This is a genomic window from Streptomyces sp. NBC_00986 (assembly GCF_045162565.1).
In the GTDB taxonomy this organism is placed as follows: Bacteria; Actinomycetota; Actinomycetes; order Streptomycetales; family Streptomycetaceae; genus Streptomyces.
Genome location: NZ_CP108733.1, coordinates 3,943,816 through 3,957,204, shown reverse-complemented (window position 1 = coordinate 3,957,204; position 13,389 = coordinate 3,943,816). Strand labels below are relative to the sequence as shown.

Below are 13,389 nucleotides of genomic sequence, written 5' to 3'. Positions count from 1 at the left end.
GCTTTACATGAGGGCACATACTGCCAACCGCCCACCCACGGACGACGAGGGTCAAGCACAACGATGAAGACCACGATGATGTTCCGCAACATCGCCAACCCGCGCCGCACGACGCTGGCACACCTCACGGACGCCGAGCCGCTGCAGACGCCGGAGCTGCAGGAACACTCCCTCGACCTGCCGGCCCAGACGGCCAACCCGCGCCGCACCATCCTCATGGAGATCCCGGTCACCGCCGCCGCGGAGTAATCGCGCGAGCAGGGCTCCCGCACCGCGTTAGCCTGGAGCGTCAGACTCCAGCCAGCTCAGTGAGGGGCGCCAGGATCCCGTGCGCATCGCCAGATTCTCCATCGACGGGAACGTCGCCTTCGGCGCGGTCGAGGGCGACAAGCCGGACGAGCTCGTCCTCGACATCATCAGGGGCATCCCGTTCGCGGACTTCGAGCTCTCCGGTACGAAGGTCCCGCTCAGCAAGGTCAGGCTGCTGCCGCCGGTCCTCCCGAACAAGGTCGTCGCCTACGGCCGCAACTACGCCGAGCACGCCCGTGAACTGGGCAACGACGTGCCGGACGTGCCCTTCGCCTTCTTCAAGCCGTCCACCTCGGTGATCGGCCCCGGCGACGACATCCAGTACCCCTCCTTCACCGAGGACCTCCACCACGAGGCCGAACTGGCCGTCGTCATCGGCCGGATGTGCCGCGAGGTCCCGCGCGAGCGCGTCAAGGACGTCATCCTCGGCTACACCTGCGCCAACGACATCACCGCGCGGGACGTCCAGAAGCGCGAGAAGCAGTGGGCCCGGGCCAAGGGCTTCGACACCTCCTGCCCGCTCGGCCCCTGGGTGGAGACGGACCTCGACCCGAGCGACCTCACCATCCAGCTCACGGTCAACGGACAGCAGCGCCAGCTCGGCCGCACCAGCGAGATGATCCACTCGATCGAGGATCTGATCGTCAACATCACCGAGGCCATGACGCTGCTCCCCGGCGACGTGATCCTCACGGGCACCCCGGCAGGCGTCGGACCGCTCACCGTCGGCGACGAGGTCGCCGTCTCCATCGAAGGCATCGGCACTCTCACCAACAAGGTTGTCAAGCGTGGCTAGCGCACCTGTACGCGTCCGTTTCTGCCCCTCGCCGACCGGTAACCCGCACGTGGGCCTGGTCCGCACCGCCCTGTTCAACTGGGCGTTCGCCAAGCACCACCAGGGCACCCTGGTCTTCCGCATCGAGGACACCGACGCGGCCCGTGACTCCGAGGAGTCGTACAACCAGCTGCTCGACTCGCTGCGCTGGCTGGGCTTCGACTGGGACGAGGGCCCCGAGGTCGGCGGCCCGCACGCGCCGTACCGCCAGTCGCAGCGGATGGACATCTACAAGGACGTCGCGCAGAAGCTCCAGGACGCCGGCCGCGCCTACCACTGCTACTGCTCCACGGCGGAGCTGGACGCCCGCCGCGACGCCGCCCGCGCCGCCGGCAAGCCGTCCGGCTACGACGGCCACTGCCGCGACCTCAGCGCCGAGCAGGTCGAGGTGTACAAGGCCGAGGGCCGCACGCCGATCGTCCGGTTCCGGATGCCCGACGAGACGATCACCTTCACGGACCTGGTCCGCGGCGAGCTGACGTTCACCGCGGAGAACGTGCCGGACTACGGCATCGTCCGGGCCAACGGCGCCCCGCTGTACACGCTGGTCAACCCGGTCGACGACGCCCTGATGGAGATCACCCACGTCCTGCGCGGCGAGGACCTGCTCTCCTCCACCCCGCGCCAGATCGCCCTCTACAAGGCGCTGATCGACCTGGGCATCGCCAAACAGATCCCCTCCTTCGGGCACCTGCCGTACGTGATGGGCGAGGGCAACAAGAAGCTCTCCAAGCGCGACCCGGAGTCCTCGCTCAACCTCTACAGGGAGCGCGGTTTCCTGCCCGAGGGACTGCTCAACTACCTTTCCCTGCTGGGCTGGTCGCTCTCCGGCGACCGGGACGTCTTCTCGATGGACGAGATGGTCGCGGCCTTCGAGATCTCCGACGTGAACCCCAACCCGGCGCGCTTCGACCTCAAGAAGTGCGAGGCGATCAACGCCGACCACATCCGCCTGCTCGACGTGAAGGACTTCACCGAGCGCTGCGCCCCCTGGCTGCGGGCCCCGTTCGCCCCCTGGGCGCCGGAGGACTTCGACGAGGCCAAGTGGCAGGCCGTCGCGCCGCACGCGCAGACCCGCCTCAAGGTGCTCTCGGAGATCACGGACAACGTCGACTTCCTGTTCCTCGCGGAGCCGGTCGAGGACGAGGCGTCCTGGGCGAAGGCCATGAAGGAGGGCTCCGACGCCCTTCTCCGCACGGCCCGCGAGAAGCTGGAGTCCGCGGACTGGACCTCGCCCGAGTCCCTCAAGGAGGCCGTCCTGGCCGCCGGCGAGATCCACGGCCTCAAGCTCGGCAAGGCGCAGGCCCCGGTCCGTGTCGCCGTCACCGGCCGCACGATCGGCCTGCCGCTCTTCGAGTCCCTGGAGATCCTCGGCAAGGAGAAGACCCTCGCCCGGATCGACGCGGCCCTCGCCAAGCTGGCCGCGTAGGGCACGCACGCGTGAAGGGGCGGCAGCCGCAACGGCCTGCCGTCCCTTCGGCGTTGTCAGTGCGGGGCGTTAGGGTTCCGGATCATTGAAGATCGTTCAGGAGAGGCGCCTTTCATGCCGATGACCGCTCGTGACTACACCTGGCTGTTCACGCCCGGCAGCGAGTTCAGGGAGGCCGAGACCGGCACGGTCGGCGTGATCCACCTCGTCGACGGCGGCCAACTCTGGCTCCCCACCGGCCAGGTGATCGCCTGCGACCCGTTCGTCGGCCTCGGCCAGGGCGAGGCCGAACCCTTCACGGTCGCCGTGAACCCCGGCCACTACCGCGTCGAAGCGGCCGTCGCCACCCTCACCCAGCCCGACCAACTCCCCTCCGACGACCCGCACTTGCGCGTGGCCGCCGCCCGCCTGGTCATACGGGACGAGCCAACCGCCGCCTGGGAACTCGCCCTCCAGCCCGGCCAGGACCTCGCCGAACTCACGGAGGACGAGTTCTACGGCTACGGGGTCGACGCCGGCACGGGCGCGTTCTACGACGCGTCGGTCGACGGCTCCTTCCCGGACTGCGAGGGCGACGAGGGCCCGCTGTGGGACGCCTTCGAGCAGAACAAGTGGGCCCCGGGACCCCACCTGATCACCGCCCCCGACACCGGGCACAACCTGGCCGCCTTCACCTCCGGCTGGGGCGACGGCGCGTATCCGACCTTCATCGGCCGTACGGCGGCCGGTGAAGTCACCTGCTTCGTCACGGACTTCTTCGTCGCCCCCCTGTGACAGCAGGTGGGGGGCAGACGCGCCCCCGGGCCCCGGGTTACCGTCGGATCATGACCATTCGGGCCGTTGTCTGGGACGTCGACGACACCTTGTTCGACTACACGGGTGCGGACCGCGCGGCCATGCGCGAGTACCTGCTGGCCGAGGGACTGGCCGACGGGGACGCGAGCCTGGCGGAGGCCCTCGAGCGCTGGAGGCTGGCCACCGAGTTCCACTGGGCGCGCTTCTCGGCCGGTGAGGTCTCCTTCGAGGGACAGCGGCTGGACTGCGTCCGGCAGTTCTTGGACCGGGAGTTGACCGACGCCGAGGCCGAGGACTGGTTCCAGCGCTACAAGGCCCACTACGAGACCGCCTGGACCCTCTTCCCGGACGTCCTGCCCGTCCTGGACGCCCTCGCGGCCACCCACCGGCACGCCGTCCTCTCCAACTCCAGCCTCACCGTCCAGGACCGCAAACTGCGCACCCTCGGTGTCCACGACCGCTTCGAGGCCGTCCTGTGCGCGGCCGAACTGGGCGTCTCCAAACCCGAGGCCGGCGCCTTCCTCGCGGCCTGCGAGGCGCTGGAACTGCCGCCGCAGGAGGTGGCGTATGTCGGAGATCACCCCGAGATCGACTGGCGGGGTGCCGCGGACGCCGGACTGCTGTCCGTGTGGATCGACCGACGCGGCGGGCACACCCCTGGTGAGGCCCTCGTGGGGCGGCACCGGATCGCCTCGCTCGCCGAACTCCCCGCGATCCTCGGCGCTGATACCCGTTTTGGAGCCCCGTCCACCTTCAGGTAATGTTCTTCCTGCGCCGCCGGAGAGCAGACCGAAAGGTCAGCCACCTGGGGGCGAACGCTAGAACAAGATCCCGACAGGGATTGCGTCTTAGTGGCCTATGGTGTAATTGGCAGCACGACGGTTTCTGGTTCCGTTAGTCTAGGTTCGAGTCCTGGTAGGCCAGCTCGCAGAGCTCATCTGCAACCGCAGAGGTCAACTCTGCAAAGCCCCCGTTGTGTAGCGGCCTAGCACGCTGCCCTCTCACGGCAGTAGCGCCGGTTCGAATCCGGTCGGGGGTACAGATCCTTCCCAGGAAGGTGGTCGGGTCGCACCCGCCACCTCTCATGCAGGATCGCTAGGGCCCCCGTTGTGTAGCGGCCTAGCACGCTGCCCTCTCACGGCAGTAGCGCCGGTTCGAATCCGGTCGGGGGTACGCTTTACCTTGAATCACCTTGGTCTATGGTGTAATTGGCAACACTACGGTTTCTGGTACCGTCATTCTAGGTTCGAGTCCTGGTAGACCAGCTCTGATCTGCGGAAACGCATGATCTAGGCCCCCGTTGTGTAGCGGCCTAGCACGCTGCCCTCTCACGGCAGTAGCGCCGGTTCGAATCCGGTCGGGGGTACGTACAGCAGAGCCCCTCCACTTCGGTGGAGGGGCTTTCGCGTTGTCCGCCCCGGTGCGTCAACTCGGCGTGGTTCACCCGGAGTTGGGGGACCGGACATGACGAAGGGCCTGCCGCGGCGTTGAGGCAGGCCCTCCTTGAGATGTTCCCGGCGGATCAGCCGGTGCGGCGCAGGGCCTCGGAGAGGCGGGCGGCGGCGTCGATGACCGCCTGGGCGTGCATACGGCCCGGGTGACGCGTCAGGCGCTCGATGGGGCCGGAGACGGACACGGCGGCCACCACGCGGTTCGAGGGGCCGCGCACGGGCGCTGAGACGGACGCGACGCCCGGCTCGCGCTCGCCGATCGACTGGGCCCAGCCCCGGCGCCGTACGCCCGAGAGGGCCGTGGCCGTGAAGCGGGCGCCCTGGAGGCCGCGGTGCAGGCGCTCCGGCTCCTCCCAGGCCATCAGGATCTGCGCGGACGAACCGGCTTTCATCGTGAGCGTCGAGCCGACCGGGACGGTGTCCCGAAGTCCGGACAGGCGTTCCGCCGCGGCGACGCAGATGCGCATGTCGCCCTGGCGGCGGTAGAGCTGCGCGCTCTCGCCCGTGATGTCCCGCAGGTGTGTGAGCACCGGGCCCGCCGTGGCGAGCAGACGGTCCTCGCCGGCGGCCGCGGCCAGCTCGGCGAGACGGGGGCCGAGAATGAACCGGCCCTGCATGTCGCGCGCCACCATGCGGTGGTGTTCCAAAGCCACGGCCAGCCGGTGTGCCGTGGGTCGTGCCAGCCCGGTCGCCGCGACCAGACCCGCGAGGGTGGCCGGACCGGACTCCAGAGCGCCCAGGACAAGGGCTGCCTTGTCCAGGACGCCGACGCCGCTACTGTTGTCCATGAAACGATACTCGCGTCTCACTCTGTGAAACGCAAGTTCCTTTTTTCGTGAGACGCGCAACTCTTGTAGGCACAGCGGCCCGCGGACCAACGGGCCAGGCGGCGGCTGCCCGTGAACCAGGGGTGCGAGCGCCGTCTCCTCAAAGATCTCTAGTTGGGCCGGTGCTGTCTTGCCGGCCGGAGGGAAAGCGATGGGTAGGACACTCGCGGAGAAGGTCTGGGACGACCATGTCGTCCGGCGCGCCGAGGGCGAGCCCGACCTCCTCTTCATCGATCTGCACCTGCTGCACGAGGTGACCAGCCCGCAGGCCTTCGACGGTCTCCGTCAGGCGGGCCGTCCGGTGCGGCGCCTCGACCTCACCATCGCCACCGAGGATCACAACACCCCGACCCTCGACATCGACAAGCCCATCGCGGACCCGGTCTCCCGGGCCCAGCTGGAGACGCTGCGCAAGAACTGCGCGGACTTCGGCGTGCGCCTGCACTCCCTGGGCGACGTCGAGCAGGGCGTCGTCCACGTCGTAGGACCGCAGCTGGGGCTGACCCAGCCCGGTACCACGGTCGTGTGCGGTGACTCCCACACCTCCACGCACGGCGCCTTCGGCGCGCTGGCGTTCGGCATCGGCACCTCCCAGGTGGAGCACGTGCTGGCCACCCAGACGCTGCCGCTGGCCCGCCCGAAAACCATGGCCATCACGGTCGACGGCGAACTGCCCGACGGCGTCACCGCCAAGGACCTGATCCTCGCCATCATCGCGAAGATCGGCACCGGCGGCGGCCAGGGCTACATCCTCGAATACCGCGGCTCCGCCATCGAGAAGCTCTCGATGGAAGCCCGCATGACCATCTGCAACATGTCGATCGAGGCCGGCGCCCGCGCGGGCATGATCGCCCCCGACGAGACCACCTTCGAGTACATCAAGGGCCGCGCCCACGCCCCCGAGGGCGAGGACTGGGACGCCGCCGTCGCGTACTGGAAGACCCTGAAGACCGACGCGGACGCGGAATTCGACGCCGAGGTCGTCATCGACGGTCCCTCGCTGGCGCCGTTCGTCACCTGGGGCACCAACCCCGGTCAGGGCGCGCCGCTTTCGGCTTCCGTCCCCGACCCTGCTTCGTACGAAGACGCTTCGGAGCGCTTCGCCGCCGAAAAGGCCCTGGAATACATGGGGTTGGAGGCCGGCCAGCCGCTGCGCGACATCAAGGTCGACACCGTCTTCGTAGGTTCGTGCACCAACGGCCGTATCGAGGACCTGCGTGCGGCCGCCGCGATCGTCGAGGGACGCAAAGTCGCCGACGGCGTACGGATGCTGGTCGTCCCGGGCTCCGCGCGGGTCGGTCTGCAGGCCGTCTCCGAGGGCCTGGACGTCGTGTTCAAGGAGGCCGGCGCCGAATGGCGGCACGCGGGCTGCTCGATGTGTCTGGGCATGAACCCGGACCAGTTGGCGCCCGGTGAGCGCTCCGCGTCCACCTCCAACCGCAACTTCGAGGGCAGGCAGGGCAAGGGCGGCCGTACGCACCTCGTCTCGCCGCAGGTCGCCGCCGCGACCGCCGTGCTGGGTCACCTGGCCTCGCCCGCCGACCTGTCCGACGCCCCTGTGCCCGCTGGAGTCTGAGAGTCATGGAAGCATTCACCACGCACACCGGCCGGGCCGTTCCGCTGCGCCGCAGCAACGTGGACACCGACCAGATCATCCCCGCCCACTGGCTCAAGAAGGTGACCAGGGACGGCTTCGAGGACGGGCTCTTCGAGGCCTGGCGCAAGGACGAGAACTTCATCCTCAACCGCCCCGAGCGCAAGGGCGCGACGGTCCTGGTGGCCGGCCCCGACTTCGGTACCGGCTCCTCCCGTGAGCACGCCGTGTGGGCGCTGCAGAACTACGGCTTCAAGGCCGTCATCTCCTCCCGGTTCGCCGACATCTTCCGCGGCAACTCGCTCAAGAACGGCCTGCTCACGGTGGTTCTGGAGCAGAAGATCGTGGACGCGCTGCAGGACCTCACCGACAAGGACCCGCAGGCCGAGGTCACGGTCGATCTGGAGGCCCGCGAGGTGCGCGCCGAAGGCATCACCGCCGCCTTCGAACTCGACGAGAACGCCCGCTGGCGGCTGCTGAACGGCCTGGACGACATCTCCATCACCCTCCAGAACGAGGGCGACATCTCCGCGTACGAGGCCAAGCGCCCCTCGTACAAGCCGAGGACGGTCCAGGTCTGACCCGAAGGACCTCACGAGGCCTTCTCCGAGTCGAGATTCGGCCACGCGACACCCCGTCTGTACCCCCGATCACCACGATTGGGGGTACAGCCATGTCTGCACCCGAACGGCCCTGCGCGCCTGCAACGCTTTGCTCAACTCCCTGTGTTAGACAGGGTGTTGACGGGGTAGGCGCAGCTTTGAGCCAAGGCTGCCGCCGGGCTCCGGAACGCTGTTTGAGGCACCAGTTGCTACCCCCGCAGGCGACAACTCGCCCCAGATGGCACAATCTGTGCATGGAACACGACGGCCAACTCAAGCTCTATGCGGCAGTCGCGGACCAACTCAAGGAAGCGCACACAAGGGTGCGCGCACTGCAAGTCCCGGAGGGCGTACGGATGGCGCTGGCCCGGAAGCTGCTGGTCATTACGGCCGCGGCCAAGCACGATCTCGCCGACGCGACAAGGCGGCTGGACCGGTTCACAGAGGACCTCGACGCGGGTCGATTCCCGGAAGAGGAACGCTGAAACAAGTCCAGGACAGCCGAAATCGTTGCGGCGCACGGGTGATTAGCCCGTTTCGTGTTTGATTTGCGGTATATATCTGCCTAACGTGCGAAAAAGCCGGAGCAGTTTCGTTCCGGCAATGTCTCCGAAGGGGAAGACGTGAACAAGGCGCAGCTCGTAGAAGCGATTGCGGACAAGGTCGGTGGCCGTCAGCAGGCCGCCGAGGCGGTCGACGCGGTTCTGGACGCAGTCGTCCGTGCCGTCGTCAATGGGGACCGTGTTTCGGTCACCGGCTTCGGTTCGTTCGAGAAGGTCGACCGTCCGGCCCGTTACGCCCGCAACCCCCAGACGGGCGAGCGGGTTCGGGTCAAGAAGACCTCCGTGCCGCGCTTCCGCGCGGGCCAGGGTTTCAAGGACCTGGTGAGCGGCTCGAAGAAGCTCCCGCGCGGCGGCGAGGTCGCCGTCAAGAAGGCGCCCAAGGGCAGCCTGAGCGGCACCGCTTCGGCGACGGTCAAGAAGGCCGCGGCCAAGAAGACCACCGCCAAGAGGGCGACGGCCGCCGCGAAGAAGACCGTGGCGAAGAAGACGGTCGCCAAGAAGACCACGGCCACGGCCAAGAAGGCCACGGCGAAGAAGGCGACCGCCAAGAAGACCACGGCGACGGCCAAGAAGACGGCGGCCAAGAAGGCCACCGGCACCGCCAAGAAGGCGACGGCCAAGAAGGCCCCCGCCAAGAAGTCGGCGACGCGCAAGACCACCGCCAAGAAGGCCACCACCCGCTAGTCACGGGGCGCAAGGGCACTCACGCGCCGGGCCGGACTCCCTCTGGGAGTCCGGCCCGCGGCGTGTTCGGGGGCGTACGGAAAGGGGCGCGTACGGAAAGGGCGTTCAGAAGGTCTGCAGCGTCACCAGCGTGACCCTGAGGCCGTCCTGGGGCCCCTCGGTCTCGATCCGCACCCGCTGTCCCGGCCGCAGCAGCCGCAGCCCGCCCGCGTCGAACGCGGCGGCGTCGAAGGACACCGGGGTGCCGTCGTCGAGGAGCACACTTCCGGTACGGGTCCCGGCGTCGTAGGTGTAAGCGGTCGCCTGCATGGGCGCAGCCTACTGCCGGTCACTGCCCCGGAATCAGCAGCCCCGCCGCCGCTGCCGCCGTGCGCGGCCCCACCCCGAGGGCCAGTGCCTCCCGCAGGTCCTCGCCGGTGTCCACGTCCTGTCGTACGGAATCCACGGCGTCCAGGGTGAGTTCCCTCGCCCCCGAGGCGCGATGGCGGGCGCGGGAATCCGTGCCGAAAGCCGGGCGCAATTCGTGGCCCTCCCGGGCGGTGAGCAAGGTGGTGCCGATTGCGGCCGCGTCCGGGAGAAAAGCGCGCGGGAATTCGGCGGCCGCGTCCAGGACCCGGGCCAATTCCGCGGGGCGCAGAGCCGGCAGATCGGCGTTCAGGGCCGCGACGGCGCTTTCGGGGCGGGAAACCCGCACGACCGCCGCCGCGTGCCGCAGAGCGGCGTTCAGGCCGCCTCCCGGCTCGTCCGCGACGATACGGGCGCCCAGCGCGGCCAGTTCGCGGCCGGCCAGGGCGTCGTCCGTGACGACCGCCACATCGCGCACCGCCGGGCAGGCCAGCGCGGCCGCCACGGTGTCCTGGGCGAAGGCGAGGGCGAGGCCGGGGCGCAGCCCGTCGCCCGCGGTGTCCGAGAGCCTGCTCTTGGCGCGCGCCAGAGGCTTCAGGGGGATGACCAAGGTCCACTGCACGGGCGTTCCGCCCCTCTCTTGTCGCGGCCATTGTCACCCGGCACCCCTGGCGGTGTCGGTGGCGGGGCGTACGGTGTTCTCGACAGACCGACGGCCTGGGGCGACACTTGTGCGGCCCCCCAGGTCCAAGAGGAAGGTGTTCGCGTGCCCCGCCGCAGAATCGGGTTCTGGTACCGCTTCGCAGCGGTCCTCTGCAAACCGCCGCTGGTGGTTCTGATCAAGCGGGACTGGGGCGGAATGGAACACATTCCGGCCGAGGGCGGGTTTATCACCGCGGTGAACCACAATTCACAAGTGGACCCCTTCGCATACGGACACTTTCAGTACAACACCGGACGTGTTCCGCGATTCCTGGCGAAGAGCAGCCTTTTCGGGAAGGGATTCGTCGGCGCCGCGATGCGCGGCACCGGACAGATCCCCGTCTACCGCGAGACCACGGACGCGTTGAGTGCCTTCCGCGCCGCGATCGACGCCGTGGAGCGCGGTGAGTGCGTCGCGTTCTATCCCGAGGGCACCATCACCCGGGACCCCGACCAATGGCCCATGGCCGCCAAGACCGGTGCCGCGCGGGTGGCCCTGCAGACCCAGTGCCCGGTTATTCCCGTAGCGCAGTGGGGCGCCAACGAGTTGCTCCCGCCGTACGCCAAGAAGTTGCACGTCTTTCCGCGCAAGACCAGCCATGTGCTCGCGGGCCCGCCGGTGGACCTCACGCGGTTCTACGGCAAGGAGATGAGCCCGGACCTCCTCAAGGAGGCGACCGAGGTCATCATGGCCGACATCACCCGCCTGTTGGAGCGGATCCGCGGCGCGAACGCGCCCGAGGTGCCCTACGATCCGCGCCGCGAGCGGATCGAGCAGCGGCGCCGGACGGCCGCGGAGACACAGGAGTTGGAGGCTCAGGCCCAGGCGGCACTCGAGCCGAAGGTCGAGCAGGAAGAGGGGCAGGGCACGTGAGCAAGCCGGTCAAGGCGGCTGTCTTCAGCGCCGGTTCGTGGGGCACGGCTTTCGGCATGGTGCTCGCCGACGCGGGGTGCGAGGTCACGCTGTGGGGTCGTCGCGCGGAGGTCGTGGAGGCCATCAACTCCACGCGTACGAACCCCGATTACTTCCCCGGCGTGGAACTTCCGGAGAACCTGCGGGCCACCACCGACGCCGCCGAGGCCGCCGCCGACGCCGACTTCACCGTCCTGTCGGTCCCTTCGCAGACGCTGCGCGCCAACTTGGCCGACTGGGCACCCCTGTTGGCGCCCGACACGGTCCTCGTCTCGCTCATGAAGGGCGTCGAGCTCGGCTCCGTCATGCGGATGAGTGAGGTCATCGAGGACGTCGCCAAGGTCGGCCGGGACCGGATCGCCGTGGTCTCCGGGCCCAACCTCGCGCGGGAGATCGCCTCCCGGATGCCGGCCGCCGCGGTGGTCGCCTGCACCGACGAGGCCGTCGCCCGGCGGCTCCAAACCGCTTGCCACACGCCGTACTTCAGGCCGTACACCATCACCGACGTCGTGGGCTGCGAGCTCGGCGGCGCGGTGAAGAACGTGATCGGGCTCGCCGTCGGCATCGCGGACGGGATGGGGCTCGGGGACAACGCGAAGGGTTCGCTCATCACCCGGGGTCTCGTCGAGACGACGCGGCTCGGGCTCGCGATGGGGGCGGACCCGCTGACGTTCTCCGGGCTCGCGGGCCTGGGCGACCTGGTGGCGACCTGCTCGTCGCCGTTGTCGCGCAACCACACCTTCGGGACGAACCTCGGCAAGGGCATGACCCTTCAGGAGACCATCGCGGTCACCAAGCAGACCGCGGAGGGCGTCAAGTCCTGTGAGTCCGTGCTGGACTTGGCCCGTCGGCATGATGTCGACATGCCCATCACGGAGACGGTGTTCGAGATCGTGCACGAGGGGAAGTCGCCGGTGGTCGCCGTCAAGGAGCTGATGTCGCGCAGTGCTAAGCCGGAGCGTCGCTGAGGGCTCCGCCTCAGGGGTGCCGCATGCGGTCGTTGGGCGGCTGCGGCTCCGTTGTGGCTTGTCGCGCTCACGCGGCGGTAGCCGCATATAGATACAGCCCCACGCCCCTTCGGGGGCGCCGGCTGGGGGCGCTGATCGAACCGCCGCTCGTCAACGGACGCTGACTCAAACCACTACCACCGGGTACTCTCATCGCGATATGAGCACCGAGAACCTCTCCCAGAACCCTGAGCAGCCGCCTCGCAAGCCGCGTGTGGCCGTCGTGTTCGGCGGTCGCAGCTCCGAACACGGGATCTCCGTGGTCACCGCCGGCGCCGTCCTCGCGGCCATCGACCGGGACAAGTACGACGTCCTGCCGATCGGCATCACCCGCGAAGGCCGCTGGGCTCTGACCGCCGACGCCCCGGAGCGGATGGCGATCACCGACCGCCGTACCCCGGACGTCGACGAACTCGCCGAGTCGAGCGAGGGCGGCGTGGTGCTCCCGCTCGACCCCGGGAACCGTGAAGTCGTCGTCAGCGAACCGGGATCCGTGCCCAAGGCCCTCGGCGAGGTCGACGTCGTCTTCCCCGTCCTGCACGGCCCCTACGGCGAGGACGGCACCCTGCAGGGACTCCTGGAGCTGTCCGGTGTGCCGTACGTGGGCGCGGGTGTGCTCGCCTCGGCCGTGGGCCAGGACAAGGAGTACATGAAGCGGGTGTTCACCTCGTTCGGCCTCAAGGTCGGCCCCTACGTGGTGATCCGGCCGCGCGAGTGGCAGCGGGACCAGTCCGCCGCGCGCAAGAAGATCATCGACTTCGCGGGTGAGCACGGCTGGCCGCTGTTCGTGAAGCCCGCGCGCGCGGGGTCGTCGATCGGCATCACCAAGGTCGACGATCTGGCCGGGCTCGACGAGGCGATCGAGGAGGCGCAGCGGCACGACCCGAAGATCCTCGTGGAGGCCGCGCTGCGCGGCCGCGAGATCGAGTGCGGGGTCCTGGAGTTCGAGGACGGGCCGCGCGCGAGCGTGCCGGCCGAGATTCCGCCGCCCCAGGAGCACGCGTACTACGACTTCGAGGCGAAGTACATCGACTCGACCCCCGGTATCGTGCCCGCCCCGCTGACGCCGGAGGAGACCGCAGAGGTCCAGCGGCTCGCGGTGGACGCCTTCGACGCGGCCTCCTGCGAGGGGCTCGTGCGGGCCGACTTCTTCCTTACCGAAGACGGCGAGTTCGTCATCAACGAGATCAACACGATGCCCGGCTTCACGCCGATCTCGATGTACCCGCAGATGTGGCAGGCCAGCGGCGTCCCCTACGGGGAGTTGGTCGACCTGCTGGTGCAGGCGGCGCTGCGCCGGTCGACCGGACTGCGCTGAGTCGGTCGGACTCTG

The 13,389-nt window shown here is 68.9% G+C and carries 15 protein-coding genes and 5 tRNA genes; 17 read left to right on the top strand and 3 right to left on the bottom strand.

Annotation, left to right across the window (positions count from 1 at the left end; all coding sequences use genetic code 11):
• The first annotated feature begins 63 nt into the window (after window positions 1-63).
• The 10 genes from OG504_RS16950 (at window position 64) to OG504_RS16905 (ending at window position 4,734) form a co-directional block, all read left to right on the top strand.
• A complete protein-coding gene (locus OG504_RS16950) occupies window positions 64-249 on the top strand; it encodes a hypothetical protein (RefSeq protein WP_019058645.1) in 186 nt (61 codons plus the stop codon).
• Between the two features lie 79 nt (window positions 250-328).
• A complete protein-coding gene (locus tag OG504_RS16945; protein ID WP_405990579.1) occupies window positions 329-1,105 on the top strand; it encodes a fumarylacetoacetate hydrolase family protein in 777 nt (258 codons plus the stop codon).
• Window positions 1,089-2,573, top strand: coding sequence for a glutamate--tRNA ligase (gene gltX, locus OG504_RS16940; protein ID WP_405990578.1), 1,485 nt, complete (start codon window positions 1,089-1,091; stop codon window positions 2,571-2,573). The genes OG504_RS16945 and gltX overlap by 17 nt, the downstream gene beginning before the upstream one ends.
• 114 nt (window positions 2,574-2,687) lie before the next feature.
• Window positions 2,688-3,347, top strand: a complete 660-nt coding sequence (locus OG504_RS16935) for a DUF4241 domain-containing protein (protein WP_405990577.1) — start codon at window positions 2,688-2,690, stop codon at window positions 3,345-3,347.
• 50 nt (window positions 3,348-3,397) lie between these two features.
• Window positions 3,398-4,129, top strand: coding sequence for an HAD family hydrolase (locus OG504_RS16930; RefSeq protein WP_405990576.1), 732 nt, complete (start codon window positions 3,398-3,400; stop codon window positions 4,127-4,129).
• Between the two features lie 91 nt (window positions 4,130-4,220).
• A tRNA-Gln gene (locus tag OG504_RS16925) sits at window positions 4,221-4,292 on the top strand.
• A gap of 42 nt (window positions 4,293-4,334) precedes the next feature.
• Window positions 4,335-4,407 (top strand) — tRNA-Glu (locus OG504_RS16920).
• 61 nt (window positions 4,408-4,468) lie between these two features.
• Window positions 4,469-4,541: transfer RNA gene (locus tag OG504_RS16915), tRNA-Glu, on the top strand.
• Between the two features lie 20 nt (window positions 4,542-4,561).
• Window positions 4,562-4,633, top strand: a tRNA-Gln gene (locus OG504_RS16910).
• 28 nt (window positions 4,634-4,661) lie between these two features.
• Window positions 4,662-4,734: transfer RNA gene (locus OG504_RS16905), tRNA-Glu, on the top strand.
• 156 nt (window positions 4,735-4,890) lie between these two features.
• Here OG504_RS16905 and ndgR read toward each other — a convergent pair.
• Complete coding sequence (gene ndgR / locus OG504_RS16900; protein ID WP_019068721.1) at window positions 4,891-5,607, bottom strand: IclR family transcriptional regulator NdgR; 717 nt, start codon at window positions 5,605-5,607, stop codon at window positions 4,891-4,893.
• A 190-nt stretch (window positions 5,608-5,797) separates the two neighbouring features.
• Here ndgR and leuC point away from each other — a divergent pair, with 190 nt between their 5' ends.
• The 4 genes from leuC (at window position 5,798) to OG504_RS16880 (ending at window position 9,089) form a co-directional block, all read left to right on the top strand.
• Window positions 5,798-7,222: a 3-isopropylmalate dehydratase large subunit gene (gene leuC / locus OG504_RS16895; RefSeq protein WP_033282692.1), complete on the top strand. Its 1,425-nt coding sequence runs from the start codon at window positions 5,798-5,800 to the stop codon at window positions 7,220-7,222.
• Between the two features lie 5 nt (window positions 7,223-7,227).
• Window positions 7,228-7,821: a 3-isopropylmalate dehydratase small subunit gene (leuD, locus tag OG504_RS16890; RefSeq protein ID WP_405974203.1), complete on the top strand. Its 594-nt coding sequence runs from the start codon at window positions 7,228-7,230 to the stop codon at window positions 7,819-7,821.
• 275 nt (window positions 7,822-8,096) lie between these two features.
• A complete protein-coding gene (locus tag OG504_RS16885) occupies window positions 8,097-8,327 on the top strand; it encodes a hypothetical protein (RefSeq protein WP_033282690.1) in 231 nt (76 codons plus the stop codon).
• Between the two features lie 138 nt (window positions 8,328-8,465).
• Window positions 8,466-9,089, top strand: a complete 624-nt coding sequence (locus OG504_RS16880) for an HU family DNA-binding protein (RefSeq protein WP_318019046.1) — start codon at window positions 8,466-8,468, stop codon at window positions 9,087-9,089.
• Window positions 9,090-9,194: 105 nt separating this feature from the next.
• Here OG504_RS16880 and OG504_RS16875 read toward each other — a convergent pair whose 3' ends face one another.
• Window positions 9,195-9,398, bottom strand: a complete 204-nt coding sequence (locus OG504_RS16875) for a hypothetical protein (RefSeq protein ID WP_328678684.1) — start codon at window positions 9,396-9,398, stop codon at window positions 9,195-9,197.
• A gap of 19 nt (window positions 9,399-9,417) precedes the next feature.
• Window positions 9,418-10,056 carry a 2-phospho-L-lactate guanylyltransferase gene (cofC, locus tag OG504_RS16870; protein ID WP_405990575.1) on the bottom strand — a complete coding sequence of 213 codons (639 nt, stop codon included), beginning with the start codon at window positions 10,054-10,056 and terminating at the stop codon, window positions 9,418-9,420.
• Window positions 10,057-10,200: 144 nt separating this feature from the next.
• On the opposite strand from cofC, the gene OG504_RS16865 reads away from it, so the two are divergent.
• From OG504_RS16865 to OG504_RS16855, 3 genes are all read left to right on the top strand, one after another.
• Complete coding sequence (locus OG504_RS16865; protein WP_405990574.1) at window positions 10,201-11,010, top strand: lysophospholipid acyltransferase family protein; 810 nt, start codon at window positions 10,201-10,203, stop codon at window positions 11,008-11,010.
• Window positions 11,007-12,017: an NAD(P)H-dependent glycerol-3-phosphate dehydrogenase gene (locus tag OG504_RS16860; RefSeq protein ID WP_033282685.1), complete on the top strand. Its 1,011-nt coding sequence runs from the start codon at window positions 11,007-11,009 to the stop codon at window positions 12,015-12,017. Before OG504_RS16865 ends, OG504_RS16860 begins: the two co-directional genes overlap by 4 nt.
• Before the next feature lie 199 nt (window positions 12,018-12,216).
• On the top strand, window positions 12,217-13,374 hold the full coding sequence (locus tag OG504_RS16855; RefSeq protein ID WP_405990573.1) for a D-alanine--D-alanine ligase family protein: 1,158 nt from the start codon (window positions 12,217-12,219) through the stop codon (window positions 13,372-13,374).
• Window positions 13,375-13,389: the final 15 nt, after the last annotated feature.